Annotated in this window: 26 protein-coding genes and 1 riboswitch; of the genes, 3 read left to right on the top strand and 23 right to left on the bottom strand. The window is 35.8% G+C overall.

Annotated elements, in window-relative coordinates; all coding sequences use genetic code 11:
- Position 1: 1 nt before the first annotated feature.
- The 14 genes from C7P63_RS01285 to C7P63_RS01220 form a co-directional block, all read right to left on the bottom strand.
- Entirely contained in the window at positions 2 to 1897 is a 1896-nt protein-coding gene (locus tag C7P63_RS01285; RefSeq protein WP_125942349.1) for an ABC-F family ATP-binding cassette domain-containing protein, read from the bottom strand.
- Between the two features lie 136 nt (positions 1898 to 2033).
- The gene (locus tag C7P63_RS01280) at positions 2034 to 2492 is read right to left on the bottom strand and encodes a hypothetical protein (RefSeq protein WP_125942348.1); all 459 of its coding nucleotides are present in this window, start codon (positions 2490 to 2492) and stop codon (positions 2034 to 2036) included.
- An 85-nt stretch (positions 2493 to 2577) separates the two neighbouring features.
- Positions 2578 to 2937, bottom strand: coding sequence for a thioesterase family protein (locus C7P63_RS01275; protein WP_165863739.1), 360 nt, complete (start codon positions 2935 to 2937; stop codon positions 2578 to 2580).
- A 1-nt stretch (position 2938) separates the two neighbouring features.
- A complete protein-coding gene (locus tag C7P63_RS01270; protein ID WP_125942346.1) occupies positions 2939 to 4165 on the bottom strand; it encodes a CCA tRNA nucleotidyltransferase in 1227 nt (408 codons plus the stop codon).
- Positions 4158 to 4511, bottom strand: coding sequence for a nucleotide pyrophosphohydrolase (locus C7P63_RS01265; protein ID WP_125942345.1), 354 nt, complete (start codon positions 4509 to 4511; stop codon positions 4158 to 4160). The genes C7P63_RS01270 and C7P63_RS01265 overlap by 8 nt, the downstream gene beginning before the upstream one ends.
- Positions 4512 to 4619: 108 nt before the next feature.
- Complete coding sequence (locus C7P63_RS01260) at positions 4620 to 5153, bottom strand: YpiB family protein (RefSeq protein WP_125942344.1); 534 nt, start codon at positions 5151 to 5153, stop codon at positions 4620 to 4622.
- 14 nt (positions 5154 to 5167) lie between these two features.
- A complete protein-coding gene (locus C7P63_RS01255) occupies positions 5168 to 6418 on the bottom strand; it encodes a tetratricopeptide repeat protein (RefSeq protein WP_243640778.1) in 1251 nt (416 codons plus the stop codon).
- Positions 6419 to 6563: 145 nt separating this feature from the next.
- Complete coding sequence (locus tag C7P63_RS01250; RefSeq protein ID WP_125942343.1) at positions 6564 to 6839, bottom strand: HU family DNA-binding protein; 276 nt, start codon at positions 6837 to 6839, stop codon at positions 6564 to 6566.
- Between the two features lie 207 nt (positions 6840 to 7046).
- Positions 7047 to 8357: a ribosome biogenesis GTPase Der gene (der, locus tag C7P63_RS01245; RefSeq protein ID WP_125942342.1), complete on the bottom strand. Its 1311-nt coding sequence runs from the start codon at positions 8355 to 8357 to the stop codon at positions 7047 to 7049.
- Between the two features lie 149 nt (positions 8358 to 8506).
- Entirely contained in the window at positions 8507 to 9709 is a 1203-nt protein-coding gene (rpsA, locus tag C7P63_RS01240; RefSeq protein WP_125942341.1) for a 30S ribosomal protein S1, read from the bottom strand.
- A gap of 93 nt (positions 9710 to 9802) precedes the next feature.
- On the bottom strand, positions 9803 to 10477 hold the full coding sequence (gene cmk, locus C7P63_RS01235) for a (d)CMP kinase (RefSeq protein WP_125942340.1): 675 nt from the start codon (positions 10475 to 10477) through the stop codon (positions 9803 to 9805).
- Between the two features lie 142 nt (positions 10478 to 10619).
- A complete protein-coding gene (locus C7P63_RS01230) occupies positions 10620 to 11288 on the bottom strand; it encodes a LysM peptidoglycan-binding domain-containing protein (protein WP_165863738.1) in 669 nt (222 codons plus the stop codon).
- Between the two features lie 62 nt (positions 11289 to 11350).
- The gene (locus tag C7P63_RS01225) at positions 11351 to 12808 is read right to left on the bottom strand and encodes a RecQ family ATP-dependent DNA helicase (protein WP_125942338.1); all 1458 of its coding nucleotides are present in this window, start codon (positions 12806 to 12808) and stop codon (positions 11351 to 11353) included.
- Positions 12777 to 13865 (bottom strand): helix-turn-helix domain-containing protein, encoded by a 1089-nt coding sequence (locus C7P63_RS01220; protein WP_125942337.1) that lies wholly within the window; start codon positions 13863 to 13865, stop codon positions 12777 to 12779. The genes C7P63_RS01225 and C7P63_RS01220 overlap by 32 nt, the downstream gene beginning before the upstream one ends.
- Before the next feature lie 43 nt (positions 13866 to 13908).
- Between C7P63_RS01220 and C7P63_RS01215 the strand changes: the two genes are divergently transcribed.
- Positions 13909 to 14121, top strand: coding sequence for a ferredoxin (locus C7P63_RS01215; RefSeq protein ID WP_125942336.1), 213 nt, complete (start codon positions 13909 to 13911; stop codon positions 14119 to 14121).
- A 178-nt stretch (positions 14122 to 14299) separates the two neighbouring features.
- On the opposite strand, the gene C7P63_RS01210 is transcribed toward C7P63_RS01215, so the two are convergent.
- Complete coding sequence (locus C7P63_RS01210; RefSeq protein WP_125942335.1) at positions 14300 to 14881, bottom strand: ECF transporter S component; 582 nt, start codon at positions 14879 to 14881, stop codon at positions 14300 to 14302.
- 122 nt (positions 14882 to 15003) lie between these two features.
- Positions 15004 to 15124: riboswitch (FMN riboswitch) on the bottom strand.
- Between the two features lie 142 nt (positions 15125 to 15266).
- On the opposite strand from C7P63_RS01210, the gene C7P63_RS01205 reads away from it, so the two are divergent.
- The gene (locus tag C7P63_RS01205; RefSeq protein ID WP_125942334.1) at positions 15267 to 15785 is read left to right on the top strand and encodes a GNAT family N-acetyltransferase; all 519 of its coding nucleotides are present in this window, start codon (positions 15267 to 15269) and stop codon (positions 15783 to 15785) included.
- Between the two features lie 56 nt (positions 15786 to 15841).
- Here C7P63_RS01205 and C7P63_RS01200 read toward each other — a convergent pair whose 3' ends face one another.
- The 7 genes from C7P63_RS01200 to C7P63_RS01170 all read right to left on the bottom strand — a co-directional run bounded on the left by C7P63_RS01200 (position 15842) and on the right by C7P63_RS01170 (position 21567).
- Positions 15842 to 16567, bottom strand: coding sequence for a pseudouridine synthase (locus C7P63_RS01200; RefSeq protein ID WP_125942333.1), 726 nt, complete (start codon positions 16565 to 16567; stop codon positions 15842 to 15844).
- Position 16568: 1 nt separating this feature from the next.
- Positions 16569 to 17162, bottom strand: a complete 594-nt coding sequence (scpB, locus tag C7P63_RS01195) for an SMC-Scp complex subunit ScpB (RefSeq protein ID WP_125942332.1) — start codon at positions 17160 to 17162, stop codon at positions 16569 to 16571.
- Positions 17159 to 17923: a segregation/condensation protein A gene (locus tag C7P63_RS01190; protein WP_125942331.1), complete on the bottom strand. Its 765-nt coding sequence runs from the start codon at positions 17921 to 17923 to the stop codon at positions 17159 to 17161. Before C7P63_RS01190 ends, scpB begins: the two co-directional genes overlap by 4 nt.
- 63 nt (positions 17924 to 17986) lie before the next feature.
- Positions 17987 to 18883: a site-specific tyrosine recombinase XerD gene (xerD, locus tag C7P63_RS01185; protein WP_125942330.1), complete on the bottom strand. Its 897-nt coding sequence runs from the start codon at positions 18881 to 18883 to the stop codon at positions 17987 to 17989.
- Positions 18884 to 18915: 32 nt separating this feature from the next.
- Positions 18916 to 19365: a ferric iron uptake transcriptional regulator gene (fur, locus tag C7P63_RS01180; RefSeq protein ID WP_125942329.1), complete on the bottom strand. Its 450-nt coding sequence runs from the start codon at positions 19363 to 19365 to the stop codon at positions 18916 to 18918.
- Positions 19366 to 19502: 137 nt separating this feature from the next.
- Positions 19503 to 20690, bottom strand: coding sequence for an MFS transporter (locus C7P63_RS01175; RefSeq protein ID WP_165863737.1), 1188 nt, complete (start codon positions 20688 to 20690; stop codon positions 19503 to 19505).
- Between the two features lie 4 nt (positions 20691 to 20694).
- Positions 20695 to 21567: a CvfB family protein gene (locus tag C7P63_RS01170; RefSeq protein ID WP_125942327.1), complete on the bottom strand. Its 873-nt coding sequence runs from the start codon at positions 21565 to 21567 to the stop codon at positions 20695 to 20697.
- Between the two features lie 134 nt (positions 21568 to 21701).
- On the opposite strand from C7P63_RS01170, the gene C7P63_RS01165 reads away from it, so the two are divergent.
- The gene (locus C7P63_RS01165) at positions 21702 to 21923 is read left to right on the top strand and encodes a hypothetical protein (RefSeq protein ID WP_125942326.1); all 222 of its coding nucleotides are present in this window, start codon (positions 21702 to 21704) and stop codon (positions 21921 to 21923) included.
- A gap of 51 nt (positions 21924 to 21974) precedes the next feature.
- Here the strand turns inward: C7P63_RS01165 and C7P63_RS01160 are convergent, their stop codons facing one another.
- Positions 21975 to 23411: an NCS2 family permease gene (locus C7P63_RS01160; protein ID WP_125942325.1), complete on the bottom strand. Its 1437-nt coding sequence runs from the start codon at positions 23409 to 23411 to the stop codon at positions 21975 to 21977.
- Positions 23412 to 23576: the final 165 nt, after the last annotated feature.

The raw sequence follows: 23576 nt of genomic DNA, 5'->3' as shown, positions 1-23576 counted from the left end.
TTTACTCATCTGCAAATTGACTTAAATACTCCCAGCGGTCCATTTTTTCTTCTAACTGTTTTTCAGTCTGGCTCACAGCATCCTGTAGCTCTTGTAATTTAACAAAATCACTGCCTTGACCGTTCATACCTTCTGTTAACTCTTCTATTTGTTGTTCGAGCTGGCTAATCTCGTCTTCGATAGTCGCCCACTCTTTTTTCTCCATATAAGTTAATTTTGTTTTTACTGTTTCTTTTGGAGCACTAGGCACTTCTTCTACTGCTTTAGATACTTTAGTTACCTTAACTGCCTCTTCTTCTTGCTCTTTATCAGCTAAATAATCTGTAATAGAACCTAAATAAGGCTCAATCACTCCGTCGCCTTTAAAGATTAACAGTTTATCCATTGTTTTGTCTAAAAAGTAGCGGTCATGACTTACCGCAATAACCGTGCCGGCAAACTGTCCAAGATAATCTTCTAGCACAGTTAACGTATCAATATCTAAATCATTGGTTGGTTCATCTAGTAGTAACACGTTGGGATTGCCGATTAATAATTTTAATAAATACAACCGACGTTTCTCTCCCCCAGATAACTTACCAATTAAAGTTCCGTGCATGAATCTAGGAAATAAAAATCGCTCTAACATTTCCGTCACACTTATTTTTTCTCCTGAAGCAGTAGTCACTTCTTCAGCGGCTTCTTGTAAGTAAGCAATCATTCGCTGATTAGGATCCATTTCTTCATTTTGCTGGGTATAATAAGCTAACTTCACTGTTTCCCCTATTTCATAAACCCCTTGATCTAATTCTTTTCTACCAGCTAAAACATTTAACAACGTCGTTTTTCCTGACCCGTTTTTCCCAGTAATCCCAATTCGGTCACTAGCTTGTACTAATAACTCAAATTGGTCCAAAATCAGTTGATCTGCTATGGATAATTGACCTTTTTCCATCATCATTACTTTTTTCCCTAAACGCTGCATACCAAAGGACAACTCCACAGAGTCTTGTTCTTTCACTTGGTTCAGATTTTTCTCTAAATCATGGAACCGGTCAATTCTTGCTTGTTGTTTCGTTCCCCTAGCTTGTACACCTGCTCGCATCCAAGCTAATTCTTGTTTATACATTTGTTTTCGTTTATGTTCTTGGGTTTTCTCTCGTTCTTCACGCTCTGCTTTAGCTGCTATATAACTTTGATAATTACCTTCATATTCATAAAGTTTCCCAAAAGATAATTCAAAAATACGATTGGTTACTTGATCGAGAAAATAACGGTCATGGGTAATAACGACAAACGCCCCTTTATACTGCTTTAAAAAGCCAGCTAGCCAGTTAATCGCTTGATAATCTAGATGGTTAGTCGGTTCATCTAACAATAATAAGTCAGGTTCTTGAATTAAAATTTGAGCCAAACCTACTCGTTTCTTTTGACCTCCAGATAACTCTTTAATCAGTTTCGTTACATCACTAATCCCTAACCGGTTTAAAATAGCTTTAGCATTAGTATCTAGTAACCAACCGTCTTCTTTGTTCATTTTTTCTTCTGCTTGAGTATAAGCTTGTTGAACTTTAGGATTACTGCCATCTGTCGCTAAATCAAGTAAAGCCATCTCGTAATCTCTAACCGCTTGAAACACAGGTGACTCACCAGTAAAGACTGCTTGTGCCACCGTCATAGTTTCATCAAATTCTGTTTCTTGGGTTAAATAGCCCACTCGATAATCTTGAGGTTTTTGAATGCTGCCTTTTTCGCCACTATCCTTTTCAGCTATCATTTTTAATAGACTTGATTTTCCAGTACCATTTACCCCAATCAGTCCAATTCTATCTTGTTCATGAATCATAAAAGAAAGATCATCAAATAATACTTTCTCTCCGTATGTCTTGGTAATATTATCTACCCGTAACTCTTTCATGGGTTTAGTCCCCCTTATTTTCTCCATCATCAACTCATTTTACTTTCTAAAAAGTAAATTCACTTACAAAGTATACCGAAAAAGCATGGCAAGTTCAAAATTTTTTGAACGTACCATGCTTTTTATTCATTAATATTTAAAATTTATCTCCGTAAACCTCTGTGACTGTTTGAGTTGGATCAATTACAATATAAAGGCTGCCATCTTTACCTAATTGAGTGGTTTGATGTTGATTATCTAACCCTTCTTGGCCAGGTGTTCCTTTATCTAGATAAGGGAAGTAGATTTGATCAGCTGTTTTATCATCAAAGTTAATGTCCATCTTTTCAATATCTTCATATTTTAAAGCTCGTTCAAACATACCGCTTTCTAAGCCGCCTAAGTTAATATCATCTGTTAACACATGGTCAGCTTCTTCAAAAATTTCAATTTTAAAGCCAGCACATGGATTGATTTTAACAAAATCACTTCCATTGATGCGGCCAAAACTTGTGGTAATTTGTTTAATCCATAAGTCCCCAATATTTTCTTTACGAACTGTCCAAGTTTCGCCATTTCTAAAGTAAAATTTAAAGCTTGTCATTGTTTTTGTCATGAGCCATTCTCCTTCTCTCTTTATATGTTAATTATATCACAAACTTTATAGATGTCTAGACTTTTCTCTTATTTTTCACTAACTTTTACACCTTAGAAAGAAAAGACTCTACTTGAATAATAGCGCGCTTATGCTCGCCTTTAGCAAGGAGTTTTCCATTTGATGTCACAGTAAAAGAAAAGATTAGAATTTGTTTAGTTTGTTCAATTAATTGACAATTTACTTCAATAGGATCTGTGGTTCTAGAGGCTTTAACATGCTTAATGGTCATCTCAATCCCAACCGTTGCTTCTCCTGCCTGTAATAAATTCTCCACTGACTCTTGGCAAGCATTCTCTGCAACAGCTACCACAGCTGGTGTCGCTAATACGTCTAAGGTACCCGATCCCATTTCTTTAGCACTAGCTTGATGATCCAAGTTAAATGTTTTTTGATAACTTTCCATGTTAATTATCCCCCTTTTGATACAAATCAGCTGCTTGTAACAACTTCTCTTGATCATTTTCTATTCTACCAAATAAAACCTCTTCTTCAAAATAATTCAACATGTCACCTAGCCATTTTCCTGGTGGTTGCTTAACATGTCCTAGTAAATCTTGACCCGTAACAGCTAAATCTTTCATAGAATGAATCGGTAGTTGCTGATAGCTTAATAAACTTTCAGACAACTGAGAAGGTTGTCCAAAATAAGGACAAGCTGTTTCAACTAAGGTAATCACCTTTTCTCCTGATTGATACAACAAGTCTAACCTCCATCCAGTAAGAAGACGTTGCTGTAAGGCTTTAACGCTTTGCGTCATTAAACGAGCTAACTCATTGGAGCATTTCCATTGTCTTAAAAAGGCTTTTACTTGAGCCGGTTGAATGTCTAAAGCAGCTAAAGTAACTAGCCAAGCTAATTCTACAGATTCAAACGGCTGATTAGACAAATTAGCTAAGTGGATTAAGTTCTCTTTTTTATCTGCCAGTTCAGGACAATATTTATAACAACCACTTGAAATCAGTGGATCTAATCCTTTTTTCCGGTTACCACCCATTAATAATTTTTCAAATTCTACTTGAATGCGTTCCACTGAAATTTTATCTAATAATGAATGATGCTCACAAATCGCCTCATAAGTAGCTGGTTCTATCTCAAAATCTAACTGACTAGCAAATCTAAGTCCTCGCATCATTCTAAGGGCATCTTCATGAAACCGTTCAGAAGGATTGCCTACTGCTTTAATACAACGGTTGTCTAAATCTTTCATCCCTTCAAACAAATCCACAATGTTCCCAGTCGTATCCATGGCTAAAGCATTCATCGTAAAATCTCGCCGCTTTAAGTCTTCTTTTAAACTCCGCACAAAAGTTACTTGATCTGGTCGTCTAAAATCTTGATAGGTAGACTCTGTCCGGAAGGTAGTCACTTCATATTCCCCTTGGTTCAGCAAAACCAACACGGTCCCGTGTTCAATCCCTACATCAACTGTTCGGTGAAATAGCTGTTTAACTTCTTCTGGATAGGCGCTAGTAGCAATATCCACGTCATGAATTTTTTTGCCTAATAAAATATCTCTGACACTTCCCCCTACAAAATAAGCTTCATATCCATGTTGATGGAGCACATCCATCACAGGAACTGCCTCTAAAAACTCAGTAGGTAATGTTGTTAATTTCCTTGATTTAGTCATCTTGTTCCCTTACTTTCCCATCTTTTCTTGCGAATCGGTAAAAATCCCGATGATAAAATTTATCCATATTTTCTTTAAACACATCTTCTAAAGAAATATCTAAAGAATTAGCCATAATAATCAGACTGATCAACACATCTCCTAGCTCTTCTTCTACACTTTTAGCTGGTTCTGAAGATTTTTTAGCCTTTGGTCCGTAGTAATGATTGACTTCCCTAGCTAACTCTCCTAATTCTTCTGTTAAACGAAGAACTTGCACTAAAGGAGAAAAATAGCCCTCTTTGAATTGTTGAATATACTCATCTACTTCACATTGCATCTCTTCCATTGTTTTTTTATCTGTCATATTATCAACCTACTTCTTTTATAATCCTTTCTATTTTAACAAAAAAACACTGATTTAAACAGCTTTCAGTAAAAAAAGCAAGGTCACTCCAAAGAGTTCCCTTGCTTTTTATGAATAATTTTTTAATAAATGAGTCAGACGGTAAAATAAAGTTTCATCTGCTTGTTCTAAGGCTTGGTCTATTCTTTTTTTCAATTGTTCTTTTGCCACGTATCGTTCAAACTGATCTAAATAACTTTCCACTTGATTGACTAATTGACTAGACACTTGGGTATTCCAAGTTTGTTGTGGATTGTCCTCTAAGACAGCTAAATACTCAGTAGTTTGCCACCGTTCATCAAAGATTACTTCGAGATACAAAGGTTTAGCTGGATAAAAATGCAACTCATAATAAATCGTCTCAAAATCGGTAAACACATGGCCATTTAAACTAAGTTGTAACGGAGGAGCTCCGATAGCTGGATCTAAATCGAGCGTTAAGCCTCTATTAGTTCCTTGAGCCTGTTCAACGAAATGAACAGCCTCTAACAACTGAGGATGATCTAACCATCTATTTAGTAAATAAGCAGTATCTGCATGAGTGATAGCCACATACTCAGTTAACCAAGCTAAAAAAGTAACTTTTTGATCAACAGACTCCATAATCCACTACTCCTTTAATCATTCTCTGATAAAAGCTGAGCAATTTCAGCATCATCTGGCACATGTTGTAAATAGTGAGTCAGCAAATGACTGGCTTTTTCTCGTTGTCCTTCTTCTCGTAAAAATAAGCCGTATTCTCGTAAAAAATCAGGTTCATGAGCTAATGAAGGTTCAGCTTTTTGGTAATAATCAGCTGCCTTAGCATAATCTTCTAATCCGTAATAACTTTGAGCTAAGTTCCAAAAAACATAAGGATGAACAGAATTGTCTAAAGTATTTAAAGTATCAATCGCTTCCTCGTATCTTTCATCTTGTAACATTAACCCACTTAGTTTAATAATCGATAACTCTCGGTCTTCTTCAAATCCCATACCTTGACGTAAATATTCCTCTGCCCGCCCTAAGTCATGAACTCGGTAGTAGGCATCACTAGCTAAATGATATAAATCAATGGCGTAAGGATTTTCTTTAATCCCTTCATTGATTATTTGAATTCCTTCTTCAAATTGATCCTCATCTAGTAAGGCACTAGCTAAAGGTAAATAAACTTGATCAAATAAAGGATTTAAAGCTCGTAGCTCTTGAAGTAAGGCAATAGCTTTTTCTCGTTCATTAAGCTGTAGATAAAGCACTGCTAGACGGAATAACCGTTCATCTGTTCGTTTATCTTTTAGAGCTTGTTCCAGATAGTACACAGCCTCTTCATATTCCCCAATAAAGCTAAGACCATCACCTAAGCGCTCAAACAAATTAACCTCTGCTATAGTTTCATATCCCTGATCCAACAAATGCTCATAAATCGGAATACTATGATGAAACTGCTCTGTAGCAGAATAAAGTTCTCCCAAAGCAAAATCAATAATCGGTTCACTAGGAGCCAACTGTTTGGCTTTTTTTAGCTTTCTTTCACTTACTTCTGGTAACGCTAATTCCATATATAAATCAGCCGAAATCAATAAACTTTCTAAATAAGTCCCATGATTTTCAGGAATTTCTTCTAATAACAAGCTTGCTTCTTCTAGTTGTTCATTTTCAATCGCAATTTCTGCTAAATAAAGTGTATAACCATACTCATTAGGATTTTGCTGACGTAATTGCTTAAAAATTTGAGAGGATTCTGCTAAAAAGCCTTGCTCAAATAACTGCTCTCCTAATTCAGCTAATACTGGTTCAGCATCTTTTTTTAATGCTTTTTCCAGTTGGAGATTCGCTTCAACCATGTCTTGTTGGTCAATAGCTTCTAAAACAGCTGCACTAAAACTCATAATTATCCCCTCTTCTGTTCGTATTTATGTCTATCAAAAGATTCCAGTCAACCTACAGCTATCACTTTTATGCTCAATGCAATCTTTCCGATGGATTATTAATAGGAAAAAGACTAGTAGTTACACTAGTCTTTTTATTTGTTTACTATTTAACAGCATCTTTCAATGCTTTACCTGGTTTGAACGCAGGTACTTTACTTGCTGGAATTTCGATTTCTTCGCCTGTTTGAGGGTTACGACCTTTACGGGCAGCACGATCACGAACTTCAAAGTTACCAAATCCAATTAATTGAACTTTTTCACCTTCAGCTAAAAATTCTTGAATTGTAGAGAAAACTGCGTCAACTGATGCAGTTGCATCTTTCTTAGTTAAGTTTGTTTTTTCTGCAACTTTTTCGATTAATTCTGCTTTGTTTGCCATGTATTCTTTCACCTCCTGAAAAATATAGATATATGTTTATCATACATCTAAGTTCATTACCCTTAAATTTAAGCATAATGATGAAAGATTGAATAATCAATATTTCACTATCAAAGATAGCATAGGAACATTGTAATATCAAGGCTTTTGAATACTTTTTAATGTTTTTTCTTAAAATAAGAAAAATGTTTTAAAAAAACCCTTTTTTTACTTTCTTCTGCGGGCAATAATTCGTACTGGTGTTCCTTCAAATGGGAAAGCTTTACGAATCTGGTTTTCGATAAAACGAGCATAAGAGAAATGTAGCAATTCTTCTTCGTTAACAAAGATGACAAAAGTTGGCGGTTTGACTGCCACTTGGGTACCGTAGAAAATTTTCAGACGTTTTCCTTTATCAGTTGGTGTAGGATTAATCGCTACAGCATCTAGTAAAATATCATTTAAAACAGAAGAAGAAATACGTAAGTTTTGGTTCATACTTACTTGTTCAATCATGGCAGGTAATTTATTTAACCTTTGTTTTGTTTTAGCTGATACAAAAATAACAGGTGCATAGTCTAAATATTTAAATTCTCGGCGAATTTTTTCTTCAAACTCTTTCATCGTGTTAGTTTCTTTTTCTACTAAATCCCATTTATTAACGACAATAATAACTCCTTTGCCGGCTTCATGGGCATAACCTGCAATACGTTTATCGTACTCTAAAATACCTTCATCCCCATTAATGACCATTAAAATCACATCAGAACGTTCAATCGCTCTTAGGGCCCGCATCACACTATATTTTTCAGTAGTTTCGATGACTTTTCCTTTTTTACGCATACCTGCTGTATCGATCATAACAAAAGGTTGGCCAGATTCTGAGGTAAACTCTGTATCAATCGCATCTCTGGTTGTCCCAGCAATGTCTGATACAATCACTCGGTCCTCTCCTAAAATCGCATTAGTTAAAGAAGATTTCCCTACATTAGGACGACCTATTAAACTAAATTTAATAACCCCTTCGTCTTCTTCTTCGATTTCAGTAGTAAAATGTTTCACTGCTTCGTCTAAAACATCTCCTAAACCTGTCCCGTGACTGCCAGAAACAGGATACGGATCCCCTAGTCCTAGAGAATAAAAATTATAAATTTCACTTCTTAATTCAGGGTTATCTACTTTGTTGACAATTAAAATGACAGGTTTGTTACTTCTATAAAGCATCCGTGCTACCATTTCATCTGCATCTGTTACCCCTTCTTTGACACTCGTCACAAGGACAATCACATCTGCTTCTTCAATCGCCACTTCAGCTTGTTGTTTAATATTATCCATAAATGGTTCAGAACTAACGTCTAGCCCACCTGTATCAATAATGCTGAATTCTCTGCCTAACCATTCACCTACAGCGTAGATGCGGTCACGAGTAACACCTGGTGTATCTTCCACAATCGAAATTCGATCGCCTGCAATTCGGTTAAAAATAGTTGACTTACCAACATTAGGTCGGCCAACGATTGCAATCGTAGGATTAGCCATTGAGATTTCTCTCCCTTCTCTTTTCATAACTCTTAGTAGTTTACATGGAGAAGTCAAGATATGCAAGCTTTCTCCATCATAATTATAAGGAATTTCAAAGAAAAAACACGCCAAAATTGACGTGTTTTAAATTTATTTCATGAAATAGTCTATTCTTTAGGAGTTAAAGAGTCATCCTTAACAAAATCCCCTAAAGTAAAACCAGTGTTCTCTTCAGGCATTTGATAGTCTTCTGTGACTTCTGGTTCTTCTTCTTTTTCTTCTAAGGCTTTAATACTTAAACCAATGCGGTGTTCTTCAGGATGTACGTCTAAAACTTTGACTTCTACTTCCTGTCCCTCTTGTAAGACTTCATGAGGTGTCGCAATATGTTTATGGGAAATTTGAGAAATATGAACCAAGCCTTCTACACTTGGGAATACTTCTACAAAAGCACCAAAACTTGTCAAGCGCTTCACTACACCTGTTAAAACTGAACCAACTGGCGCTTTTTTATCTATATCTGCCCAAGGTCCAGGTAACGTATCTTTTACAGAAAGAGAAATACGTTCTTTTTCTGGTTGAACAGATAGTACTTTCACTTTAACCTGTTGGCCAATTTTTAGCACATCTGACGGTTTAGCCACATGTGCGTGAGAAATTTCAGACACGTGAACGAGGCCATCTACACCGCCTAAATCAACAAAAGCACCAAAATCAGTTAAGCGAGCAACTTTACCTGTTACTACATCTCCTACTTGTAAAGACTCTAAAACAGTTTCTTTTTGTTTGTCCATTTCAATTTCTTGGACAGCACGGTGAGATAAAATCAACCGATTTTCAGACGGTTCAATTTCTATAATTTTGAATGTCATGGTTTTTCCCTTATACACATCAAAATCAGTAATGTATTGAACATCTACCATAGAAGCTGGCACAAATCCTCTTACCCCAACATCTACTACCAATCCACCTTTTACCACATCGGTTACAGGAGCTTCAATGATTGTTCCCTCGTGATAAGCTTTTTCAATTTTTTCCCAAACTTTTTTAGCATCTAAACGGCGTTTGGATAATAAGTAACTACCGTTTTCTTTATCTTTACCAATTCGAGAGATAATCACTAATTCTAGTTGATCTCCTACTTTGACCAAATCATGGATATCGTCATTAGAAAAAGTTGATAACTCTTTTAATGGAACAACTCCTTCTACACCAGCTCCTAGAATTCCCACAATCACTTGTGAATCTTCAACAGCTAGTATCTCCCCCTTAACAGTATCTCCGATTTTAACCTCTTGGACACTATCTAGAGCACTCATCATTGTTTCTTCTGTTTCATTTACACTTTGACTATTTTCTACATTTGTCATGCATGGGTCCTCCTAACCAACTCTATAATTACCACCTTTATTGTATCTTATAAAGGTAGTAATTTCTATACTAATTTAATTTTTTTGTTTTTTTTATGAAATTAGTTGTTTTTTTACTAAATCTTTGACTTTTGCTACTACTTCTTCAATAGAAAGAGATGTTGTATCAATTAACTGAGCATCGTCTGCTTGTATTAAGGGAGATACTCTACGATGTGAATCTTTAAAATCCCGTTCTTCTATTTCTTTTTTCAACTGTTCAAAATCAGTAGGTATTTGTTTACTCAAATTTTCTTCGTATCTTCTTTTAGCTCGTTCTTCTACACTAGCAACTAAAAAAACCTTTACCTGAGCATTGGGTAAAACAGTCGTACCAATATCCCGTCCATCCATAACAATATTACCATCACGGGCCATCTCTCTTTGGCGTGCCACTAGTTCCTGACGCACACTTGGATGCATCGAAATTTCAGACACTAGATTAGTGACCTTAGAACTTCTGATTGCATCTGTCACATCTTGGCCATTCATCCATACATGTTGGCCATCCTCTTGCCAACCAAACTTAATAGTTGTTTCTTTCAGCAAAGCTAATAAGCCGCTTTCATCCTTTGGGTCTATGTTGTTATTAAGACTAGCTAGCGTTATCGTTCGATACATTGCTCCAGTGTCCACATAAATAAAACCCAAAGATTTTGCTAATAATTTGGCTACGGTACTTTTGCCAGATGAGGCTGGTCCATCAATTGCTATACAAACTGCTTTCATATATCTAACTCCCAACATTTTCATTAAAAGAAAAAGCCGCCAAATGACAGCTTTTTCAACCTATACCCTTGTATTTATTCTAGCACTAGTGCTTGCTAAATATCAACTAAATCACTTAGCTAGATTACTCTTACTGGATTATTTATGGTAAAACTAATGTCTGACCAACAGAATAAGCAGAATCTGCACTTAACCCATTAGCTTCAAGTAACGCATCTAGTGAAATACCGTGATTAACCGCAATTCGGTACAGAGTATCTCCTTGTTGAATCGTATACGTTTCTCCTGCACCTTGATGGTTAGCTTGATTATCAGCATGCTGGGCTTCCGCTTGTTGACGCTGTTCTTCTTGACGAGCGGCTTCTTCTTGTTGCTTTCTTGCTTCTTCCGCTTGGCGAGCTTCTTCTTGTTGGCGAGCGGCTTCTTCTTGTTGTTTTTTAGCAGCTTCTTGTTCTGCAGCTTTTTCTTGCTCTGCTTTTTCAGCCTCTGCTGCTTTCTTTTTTTCAGCTTCCGCTTTTTTCTTAGCTTCTGCTATTTTTTGTTTTTCTTTTTCTTTTTCATCATCTAAAGAAGTTTGAACCACAATCGGATCATCGGCTGGTTCATTTGCTCCTAAATCTCTAGTAGTTGAAGTTGAAAAAATATACCCAATAATAATAGCAATGGCGAGTAATAGTATAACAAGAAGGGTGATAAACACAGTGTTTCCTTTTTTCTTTCCTCGTTGTTCAGAGCGTGAAGCATTTGACTCATACTCTGTTTGATAAATGGGTTGTTCCCATGGTTGTTTGCGATTTTTCTTTTTACTCACAAAAACTCCTCCTGACTCTTTTGCTATTGTACATTTTAGCATAAATTTTAACAGATAGATATTTATTCCCGCTGATTAAATACTTTTTTTAATGTTTCTTGCCAATCTTTAGAAAATTCTAAGGGTGAACGAGGAAAAACAGGTACAGTTTCTAACTCTAAGTCCTCTAAACCACAATGGTCACAACAAATCGATACCTGTCCTTCAGATTCAGAATCAAAATAAGCTAATAAATATTTTCTCCGACATGTTGTTAAATGAATATAGGTTAACATGTCTTGAATGTGTCTTGTTCTTTCGCTAATCTTTTGCTCAAGCCCTGCCATCAGGGTTTCTTTAGAATAACGTTGATGAGTATAACCTGTTAGCCATTTTTGCTGTAAACTAGATAACTTAGGCAGATACTGTTGCCATGTTTCTTCTGGTTGTTTCAGTAAATAAGCCATACCTTCTTTTTCTTTAATAAGTTGTTCTAACAAGTGATAATGAATGTGTTCATCTTGGGGACGGTATAATAATAGCGCCAGACTTTGCTTACCATCTCGGCCACTGCGACCAGCTTCTTGAACATAGGCTTCCACACTACTAGGTAAATGATAATGAATCACAAAGCGGACATCTTCTTTATGAATCCCCATACCAAATGCACTGGTGGCACACAAAACATGTAGTTGCTGATGTAAAAACTGTTGCTGAACAACCAGTCGTTCTTGATTAGATAAATCTCCGTGATAGTAACTGACTGCTAATTCTGTTTCCTCTTGTAACAGGGTACAAATTCTTTCCGCTTCTTTTTTACTAGAAAAATAAATAATGCCTGGCCCAGGGTGTTGGCTTAAAAATTGTTTTAAGTAAGCTGTTTTATCTTCTGTTTCCACCACTTGATACGCAATATTTTGTCTGTCACTAGATTGTTTAATCAAGTGACAGGCTTGTTGATGAAACAAGGTTGACTCAATATCTTCCATCACTTTCTGAGTCGCTGTAGCAGTCAGACCCAACACTTTCACTGAACTGTCTAACTCCTTTAAAAACTCTGGAATCCATTCGTAATCTGGCCTAAAATCAATGCCCCACTGAGAAATACAGTGGGCTTCATCTACAACTACTAAGCTAATCTTGCCTTTTTTAGCTTGCTCTTTAAACCAATCTTGCACAAGCAGTTCTGGACTAACAAAAACAAATTTATATTGCTGAAATTGACTGAAAATACGTTGCCGAGTTTGAAAACTCATTTGACTATGAATAGCTGTCACTCTTTTTTCTCCTAGTTGCCGCAACCGACTAACTTGATCTTCCATTAAAGAAATTAAAGGAGTCACAATAATGGTTTGACCAGGTAATAAGTAACTAGCTAACTGATAACATAAAGACTTGCCACTACTAGTAGGCAAAATGGCTAACGTCCGTTTATTCCTTAACACACTTTCAATGGTTTCTCGTTGCCCTTCCCGAAAATCTGTATAGCCAAATACCTCTTGTAATAATTTAGCTAGTGGGTCTAAAGTTTTCTCTGTCATATTGTTTCACCTTCAATATTTGATACAATCTAACCTCTAAAAAACTGATACTTTCATCAAATCCTTGCACCTGTTTAAACTGCCACTCAATGATTTGAGGCTGTTTTTTTTCATAGGTTTCTAACTGTAAAACGACTTGTTTATCTAAGCAAGCATCAAAAGAAAAATCATCTAATAAAACCGCTGCTTCAATTAAATGATCTTGTACAGTGCTTGGTTTTATCTGACGAAGCCGCTGAATACTCACACTATCTAATCCCTGCTCCACATAATTATAAGTTAACTGAGCACTTTTAGAAATAGTTTGCTTAGGAATACTAGCTAAAACAGAGGCAAACAAAGGAAAATCCTCACTGGTTTTAATCAAGTGAATGATCTGCTGACAGTCATATATTTTATAGGCTATCCGCTGAAACTCACTCCAGTGATACATTTGCTGCAACTGATAATAAGTAGTCCCTATTTTGTGGTGTCCAGTTAACAAGGAGACTAGCCGCTGTCTTTGACTATCAGCTAATTGCTCTAGTAACTTTTGCCATTCCGTATAAAAATTAGAAATAAGTCCCTCTTTTGACACCTTAGTTTTCGCTAACCATTGCTTCACCCAAAATAATTGTTCTTCCTCTGAAGTAATCGGCTCATACTGCTTAGACTGATAACTTAGCTCAGAAATCACTTGAGATAAAAATAAAAGTCTTTCCAAAAAAAGGGGACCTGCTACTCCATAGCTAAAATGATCCACCTCTTTAGAAAAAGCCATCCAAAATGGATGCTCTAGTAAACAAGCCTGACCAGCCTGACTTAGCAGTAGGTACTTTCCATCCGCCTCATCTGCTACTAGATATCCTTTAGCTTTTAACTCTGCTAATCGCTGTTCATAAGCTTCCACGGATAAGTAGGGAAACAGTTGAAACCCTGACCATAAATGATGAAACAAACAAAAAGACAAGGTAGAGGCTGTTTTTTTTCCTCGAAGTATTTGATAAACAGAAGAAGAGCGTTGCTTGTTTTTTGGATGGAATAAGGATAAAATATAGATATTTATGTCATCTGTCATCCAACTCGACCTTCCCTTTCTACTATATTAAGGAGTGATTTTTATGAAATGTTATTTAGAACCTGAAAAGTGCATTGCGTGTGGCTTGTGCCAAACGATTGCAGGAGAAATATTTGATTATACTGATAGTGGACTAGTTTTATTTAAAGACCAGCCAACTGAAACTCAGATAACCCTGCCCAATCACTTGGAAGACGCTTGCCTAAAAGCCTATCAAGAATGTCCAACTCGTGCCATTGGTTTAATCAAAGAATAACTGATTAACCAGTTATCTTTTCTATCATTAGTCTACCATAAAAAAGTTAAAACTAGTCTGTTCTAACTCTGAATAAATCTAGTCAAACAAAAAAACAACGCCAACTAACTAATTTAGCTGGCGTTGTTTAAATCACTAGAATTTACTTGACTCATATAATCAATTGGACCATAATTTTTTAAACATGAGCATTTAATTGATGCGTTTTTTGACTTAACCAAGGCAAAAGTTTTTTGTGTAAAATAGCAAATACCACACTGACTAAAAAGCCTTTGATCAAATTAAAAGGGAGAACCCCAACTAAAATATATTTTGCAAGCGGCATTCCTAAATTAAATTGTAGCACCCACATATAAAGAGGGGTGATGACAAAATAATTAGCCACACACATAAATACTGTCATACTAATTGTCCCAAGAGCTAAACCGCCAATTAATCCTGTTGGGCCTTGAATTTTTTTAGATAGCCAATAAATAGGAAATACGTATGTTAATGCAGCTAAAAAACTAGCGGTATTACCAATAACTTCGCCAATGCTAGCACCAACTGTAATAAAATGAAGCAAGGAACGAATAAAGGCGATAATAACTCCTGCTAAAGGACCAAATAAATAGGTACCAATTAAAATAGGGATTTCACTAAAATCCACTTTCATAAAAGGCACTGCTGGTAAAACAGGAAAAGCGAAAAACATCAGTAAATAAGCGATAGCCGCCATCATTGAGAGTACTACTAACTTCTTGGTTTGCATGTGTTTCATTTTGACATCCTCCTAAAAGGACTCATCTTCAATGACTTAGTTGTGGTTGTGAAAAAACAAACAAAAAAGGCTATTTTCTACATGAGGGCAGAAAATAACCTTACTTGACTAGTCAACTAAGTATTTCTCTTCTTCCATCCAGACTCTACTGTCGGTATTGGAGTTACACCAATTCAACCACTATCATGTGGGTCGCGGACTTTTACCGCCGGTCGGGAATTACACCCTGCCCTGAAGACGAATCTTATTGTTTTGATACTTCTATTATAGTCAATTCTCTGTTTTTTTGCAATAGGAAGGTTTTTTCCTTGCCTTGACACCTTTTAAAAAAACCCTTTATACTAAACGTAACCCAACTAAAGTGAAAAGATCAGAAAGGAGCTTTATGATTTACTATCAAAATAATACCTTAATCATCCGTCCTATCAAGTTACAAGATGCGCAAGCATTTGAACAGGCCTTTCGTTTGCAAAATTGGGAGAGGAAAGCTCAACTATTCACAGATTATTATTATGAGCAATCCGTCCAATTAAGATATGTTTTTGTAGCGGAATATTTAGGTAAGGTGGCAGGCTATTTAACCCTTGTTCCTCTAGCCCAAGCTGGTCCATTTAAAGATAAATGGCCAGAACTTGTAGATTTTAATGTATTAGAAGCCTATCAAGAAAAAGGAATCGGCTCACACTTAATGGAAGCTGCTGAAACATTCGCTAAAGATTTAGCTCCAGTCGTTACATTAGGGGTAGGTCTACATGTAGGTTACGGGGCTGCTCAACGATTGTATGCTAAACGAGGCTATATCCCAGACGGGTCAGGGATTTGGTATCACAATCAGCCCTTAGCCCTCAACGCCCCTTGCTATAATGACAATGATTTAGTCCTTTATTTAGCTAAATCTCTCTAAAAAAAGCCCTTGAGCTAATTAACTCAAGGACTTTTTTTCTTCTATAACATGTAAAGTTAATCTTCTTTAGATAATGATAACAAGGCATTGATTTCACGGCGACTTAACGCACGGTACTGCCCTGGTTGTAAACCTGCTAAAGTTAGTTGACCATATTGTTCTCGTTTCAATTTTTGAACAGAAAAACCAACTGCTTCAAACATTTTTTTAACTTGGTGATTGCGTCCTTCATGGATAGTTAATTCCACAATGGCTGTTTGTTTTTCTCGGTCAGTTGATATAATACGGTACTTAGCTGGTGCTGTTTTTCGTCCATCAATTTTCACACCGGTTTGTAGTGGTTTCAAATCTTTCGGATAAGGCACTCCTTCTAATTTAGCTACATAGGTTTTTTCTACCTCATGACTTGGGTGAGTCAAACGGTTAGCAAAATCTCCGTCATTAGTTAATAGCAACAAACCAGAAGTATCATAGTCTAAACGACCTACAGGATACACACGTTCCTCGACACTAATTAAAAAGTCAGTCACGACTTGACGACCTTTATCATCTGATACTGCAGAGATAACTCCTCTTGGTTTATACAACATGTAATAAACAAAATTTTCACGGGTCAAAGGGACACCGTCTACTTCAATTTTATCTTGTGGCTCTACTTTCAGCCCCATCTCTTTTACAACTTCTCCGTTAACTGTTACATGCCCTTTAGCAATAAGTTCTTCTGATTTTCTTCTAGAAGCTACTCCTGCTTGAGCCATTACTTTTTGTAGGCGTTCTGCCATATTATTCATCCTCTACCTTCGTTTCTATGTCTGGTGTTGCAAATAAATCGGTCCATTCCTCATTAGCTACTGCTTGCTCCATTTCATCAATGGCAGGCAAATCTGTTAATCTCTCCAAACCAAAATAGTTCATAAAATAATCACTGGTCCCATAAAGAATCGGTCTACCTGGACCTTCCACTCGACCTTCTTCTAAAATAAGTCCGCGTAAGACTAACGTTTGAATAGCTCCACTAGACTTCACCCCTCGAATATCATCTATTTCAACACGAGTAATGGGTTGTTTGTAAGCGATAATAGCCAACGTTTCTAAAGCAGCTTGGGATAAATGAGTAGCTGTTGGGGAAGTGGCATATTCTTTCAACACTGATTCATAACTTTTTTTTGTGGTTAATACAAATTTTGAGCCGTATTCTACTAACTGTAATGCGGTATGTGGCTCGGTTATATACCTAGTTTTTAATTGGTCTAATGCTTCTAAAACACTTAAAGTCGGAGCCTGTAAACTTTCTGTTAACTCATCTACGCTAACACCGTCTTCTCCTGACACAAACAATAAGGCTTCCACTTGTCCTTGTAAACTTTCTTCTATCATACTACTTCCTCTTCTATATCTAACGTTTGCCTAGAAAATAAAAGAATAGGGCCACAACTATGATGTTGCCTAGCAACTACTTGACCAGCTTTTATCAGTTCTAATAAAGCTAAGAAAGTAGTCACGACTTCTTCTCGGCTCCCTTGTTCCAACAAGCTATCAAAAGCACATCCCCCTGTTCCAACCTGGGTTAATTTGGTTTCAATCAGCCTCATCTGTGCTTCAATAGTTACTTGCTCGGTTTGAATGGTGGTTTTGCGTTTTTTTTGCTTATTTTTTTTATACAGTACCTCATGAAAAGCCATAAATAAATCAAAAGTATTGACTTGATTAGGCTCTAGAGGCACTACTTCATCTAGTAAAAAATTCAAATCCTGAGAAGGTTTTGTATAGTAGGCTTGCCGCTGTTTTTCTTGTTCTTTTAGTACCCCTGCTGCATATTTAAAGCGGCGATACTCCAACAGTTGAGCAACTAACTGGTCCCTGGGATCTTCTTCATAGTAATCCCCTTCTTCTAAATAGACTTCTTCTGTTGGCAACAACATTTGACTTTTTAACGCCATTAAAGTCGCTGCCATAACTAAATAATCCCCTGCTACTTCTAACTGTAAAGTTTGCATGGTTTCAATAAACTTCATATATTGATCCGTTACCTGAGCAATAGGAATATCATAAATATCAATTTCTAAGCTTTGGATTAAATGAAGCAATAAATCTAGAGGACCTTCAAATATATCTAATTTTATACTTAATTCTTTCATTTGTACCACCAACTATTTATTTTCACAGAAGCTTATTATAGCATATCTAAAGTCTAGTTAACACTAGGCTCTAGGAAAATAATGTTGATAAACGTCCACCATACGCTGTTTCGTGATATGGGTATAAATTTGCGTAGTGGAAATATCTGCATGTCCTAACAACTCTTGGACAATTCTTAAATCTGCTCCATTTTCTAACAAATGGGTAGCAAAACTATGCCGCAAAGTATGAGGGGTCACTTCTTTTTTTATCCCAGCTTGTTGAGCATATTTTTTTAAAATCTTCCAAAAACCTTGTCTAGTTAACGGTTTTCCTTGACTATTTAAAAATAAATAAGGGGTGTCTGGCTTTTTTTTAAGCAAAAGAGGCCGACTTTTTTCAAGGTAGACATGAATCCACTGAATAGCCATGTCTCCAATTGGTAAAATCCGCTCTTTATCCCCTTTTCCAGTTGTTTGAAGCAAGCCTAAAGCGAGATGTAAATCATCTAATTTTAAGGATAACAATTCAGACACTCGCAAACCTGTCGCATACATTACTTCTAACATGGCTCTATCTCTAATCCCTAACTTTTTACTAGTATCAGGCATGCTTAACACTTGTTCTACCTCTGCAATCGTCAAGGTTTTAGGTAAACTTTGACGGCGTTTAGGTGTGTCAATGTGTTGCATAGGATCTTGATCTATCCGTTGTTCTTGTCTTAAAAATTGATAAAACTTTCTTAAAGAAGAGACCATTCTAGCAATAGTCGTGGAGGATTTGCCTTCGTCAGTTAATTCTTTTAAAAAAGCCAAAATAAACAGGCGATCAATCTCATTTAAATCTGTAATAGCTTGCTGCACAACATAAGCATTATGCCGGTTCAAATCTCGCTCATAACTGATAATGGAATTTTCTGACAAACCACGTTCTACCTTTAAATAATGTAAATAATTTTGAATATGTTCTTCAAGATTCACACTAATAGCTCCCTTTTATTCACCCAAATCATTTATTTTTTCTTACGACATTGACTACACACTCCGTGGAAAGTTAACCGATGATCTTTAACTAAAAAGTCATATCGTTTTTCCACGATATTTTCTACCTCACCTAGTAAATCTTCTTCTACTTCTTCAATACTACCACACTCTAAACAAAGCAAATGGTGATGAAAATGATGATCCCCTTCCTTGCGTAAATCATAACGAGAAACTCCGTCATTGAAGCTGATTTTATCTACAATTTTTAGCTCTGTTAACATTTCTAATGTTCGGTAAACTGTTGCAAGACCAATATCTGGACTTTTCTGTTTCACTAACATATAAATTTCTTCTGCTGATAAGTGATCTTTATCATTTTCTAGCAAGACCAAAACAGTTGCTTCACGTTGAGGGGTTAATTTATACCCACCATCATGGAGTTGACGCCTTATATTTTTAATGATCATTCCTGTATCCATCTTTTTCTCCTTATTTAAAACAATTCTAATCTATTGTTTAACTTCTGCTTGATTATTTAGACTCATTATAAATTAATTAATTAGTTAATGCAATCTATTCTCAATTAGATGATACTGTTTTTTCACAAAAAAAGCAATTAGCTTTCGCCAATTGCCTTTTTACTATACCTTAAACTAATAAACATTAAAATCATTCCTAATAAAGTCATACCTAGTCCAATCACTAATAGACTTTCAACAGAAGCTCTATCTAGAACTTGTCCACCTAATAAGCTTCCTATCACATTTCCTAATGTGACAGCTGCCATCATAAAGGTTTGACCTTTCACTCGGTCCGTTGGCTTCATCCACTGATTAGTGTAAGAAGCATAAGCGGGAGTAATAAGAGCAAAAGATAAACTTTGCAGTACTTGGGAAGTTAAAATCACAGAAAAAGATGGAACTGTCGCATAAATTACCGCTTTTAACACGAAAAAGATAGCTGAAACTTGTAATAAATGTCTTACACCAAATTTTCGTTCTAATCGTTCAAAGAAGAACATGATTGGAATTTCACAAAAAGCTGCCAAAGCAATCACAAAACCTAATTCTCGGCTACCCCCTTGCACATGTTCAATAATTTGCGGTAAAAAAACATTTACAATCGTATGGAAAGTAAATAAACTCACAATGCCTAAAATAAAGCTTAAAAGACCAGGATATTGACGGAACATTGAACCAGAACTTTCTCCTTCAAAAGTTTGATTAACTAATACCTCTTCCTCTTCTTTTATCTTAGGTAACCAAACTAAAATTAAAACCAAGATCACCATAAATAAACCAGATAGTAAAGGAATATAAGCTTTTGAGTGAGCTTCTAACCAAATCCCCATACCAAAAGAAAACAAACCATAAGCCATTGAGCCAATTCCTCTAGATACAGAAAAACTCACATTTGCACCACTATTAATATATTCATAAATAAGAGCTGTTACTAATGGTTGCAAATTCAAAAGAAAAACCAAACCTAAACAATATAAAATAGAAACAAGTAGAGGTTTATTTCCTACCAGTAACACACCAAACATCATAATTCCTGTCACACCTAAAAAAATTAAAATAACTTTTTTAACTGTTAACGCTGGAAACTTATCGATAAAAATCCCTGTTAACACTTGCATACATACAGATAATAAACTGCCACTAGCTACAATCAATCCAATTTGAATGTCAGTAATCTCTTGGGATAACAGATAAACTGTTGCAAAACCTGAAATCCCACAAAATGCCATCCAGTAAAATAGCTGAAACAGATTCAGTTGAAACCGAAGCTTAGAATCTCTCACCTGACTACTCCCCCGCCTCATCTGTTTCGACTAAATAAGTATAGCCATCTTTCTGAATAATTTTCCCTTGTTTCATAAGAGAACCTAATGCACGTTTAAATTGGCCTTTACTAATAGCAAACATCGCTTTAATTGCGTCTGGAGAAGATTTATCTGTGTAAGGAATTCGTTTGTCTTTATCATGTTCTAAGAAAGTTAAAATCATTTGTGCATCATCAGAAATCACTTCATAACTACGAGGTTTAAGAGATAAATTCAAAACCCCATCTGCTCTAACTCCAATAACACGACCTGTCACTTTCTCACCTAAACGCGGTTCTCTTTCTCTTTCAGATGGATGAATAAAGCCAATATAATAATCTTCTGTCAAAATATAGGTCCCAATTAATTTCAAGCGAAACACAATGCCCTCGATATTTTGATTGTGCATATTTTCGTTTCCTTGTCGACTTAGTGCGTGAAAAATTTGTTCACTAGCTAAAGTCGCCCACATTCTTTCCTTGTCGTCTACTCGTAAAGAAACCATTAATTGATCGCCTTTTTTAGGCCATAATTCTTTCATAGTTGGTAACTCATCTAACGATAAAGCCATTTCTTTATCTGGTAATCCAATATCTACAAATACTCCTAAGTCTTTTCTACTTGCCACTACTGTACCGTAAGCGTAATGACCTACATAGCTTTTAGGAATATGTGTGGTAAACCGTTTTTCATCTCGTTGATTAATATAAGCAAATCCTTCTACTGCTTCTCCAATTTGAAAGTCTCCTTCTGTTTTATCTAAACGAAAGGTTACTCCTTGTTGTTGCACAAAATAAGCTGATTCATTCTCATCTGTAATCATGCCAAAAAATACGGTTCCTAATAATTCTTTCATAGCCAAACTCCTTTATCTTTAATCAATTCATTATAACACATCCTTTTTAGTAACGAGATATTTATTGTACCTAATTATATAATCATGGTATGATGAACATAAGGGAAAGGGTTACAAAGATTGGAGGAAAAATCATGAAACGTCTCATCAATTCACTGATAGGTATGTTTTTATATTCTATTGTGGCTTATGGAGGAAATATTGCTACAGGACTAGCTAAATACTCTAGCTTTAAAGATGTTTTTTTAGAATCCATTTTCTTTGGTATTTTCGTCTTTTTATTTCAAAGTTTTAAACTAAAAATAGATGACCACTCTGAAGACTCTTCCAATAAACCACCTAAACAATCCCAATAAAAAAACATTCAGTCGCTCATAAACTGAATGTTTTTTTATAAAATAAATGATTTATAGAACTGCTAAAATGATAAAGTTAAGAATAAACAGACCGGTTACAATCCATAAAATAGGAGAAACTTCTTTCACTTTACCAGTTACTACCTTAATTAATACATAGAAGATAAATCCTGCTGCAATACCATAAGAGATACTAAAACATAAGCCCATAAAAATAGAAGCGAAAAAGGCTGGCACAGCTTCTTCTAAGTTTGTCCAATTAATATCTTTAAAGGAAGCAGTCATCATCACCCCAACTAAAATTAATGCTGGCGCAGTAGCTTGCGCAGGCACTATCCCAATAATTGGTGAGAACAAACTACTTAATAAGAACAAACCTGCTACCACAACAGAAGTTAAACCTGTCCGTCCACCTGCACCAATCCCAGCTGCACTTTCCACAAAGGTAGTCGTATTAGACGTCCCAAAAACTGCCCCAATAGATGTCGCAATAGCATCAGAAAATAATGCTCGGTCCATCTTAGAAGTAAATCCGCGGCTATTTTCTAAAGCAGCCTCATCTTCTTTAGTGAAAATACCTGTCCGACGACCTGTTCCAATAAATGTACCAATTGTATCAAAAGTATCTGATAAACTAAACGCTAAAATCGTCATTAAGACTTGAGGAATTTTTCCTTTATCTGCAAATAAAGATGGCAAGCCTTCTGGTTTAAATGCTGCACCAAAAGTTGTTCCTAATTCTTTAAACGACTGGCTTAAAGAATTAGCATGATAATCAATTTGAGACACATCGACCACACCCATAAAAATCCCAATAACTGTTGTACTAATAATCCCAATTAAAATAGCTCCTCGTACATTTAAAATAACCAATACAATGGTTAACACAATTCCAATTAAAGCAAGTAACACACTAGGCTGATTAAAGTTAGCTAAAGCTGGCACAATTCCACCGCTCATATTAACACTAACTGCCTTCCCACCTTCAACTACAGAATGAGTAATAGAACCAGAGTCCGCTGTAAAAGATAACAAATTAGCATTTTTAAGACCTGCATAAGCCACAAAAACCCCAATTCCTCCGCCAATTGCATGCTGCATACTTTCTGGAATAGCTTGAATAATTAGTTTTCTAATTTTAGTTACAGTAATAAAAATATTAATTAACCCACACAAGAAAACCATTCCCAGTGCTTGCTGCCATGTATAACCTAATCCCATTACTACCGTATAAGTGAAGAAAGCATTTAATCCCATACCAGGTGCTTGGGCATAAGGAACATTGGCAAACAATCCCATAATTAACGTACCAATAGCTGCTGCAATAATAGTGGCTAAGAAAACAGCTTGAAACGGCATACCAGACATAGATAAGATCGTTGGATTAACAAATAAAATATAGCTCATAGCAAAGAATGTTGTAAAACCTGCTACCACTTCTGTTCCTATTGTGGTGTTATTTTCTTTTAATTTAAACAGTTTTTCCATTCGTAAAATATTCCCCTTTTGTTTTATTGTTCGTATTTGATGAGTACATGAGCTATTATACTTCTTAAATATTCACATTTCAACAATAAAATAGATATTTTTTATTTTTTATATATAAACGTTCGTGTTTAAATCGATTTACGTGGATTTGTTTTACAAAAAGAA

Origin of the sequence: Vagococcus humatus (assembly GCF_003950325.1) — a bacterium.
Classification (GTDB): domain Bacteria; phylum Bacillota; class Bacilli; order Lactobacillales; family Vagococcaceae; genus Vagococcus_C; species Vagococcus_C humatus.
Note: the sequence above shows the minus strand (reverse complement) of the source record. Positions and strands in the feature narration are given on the sequence as shown.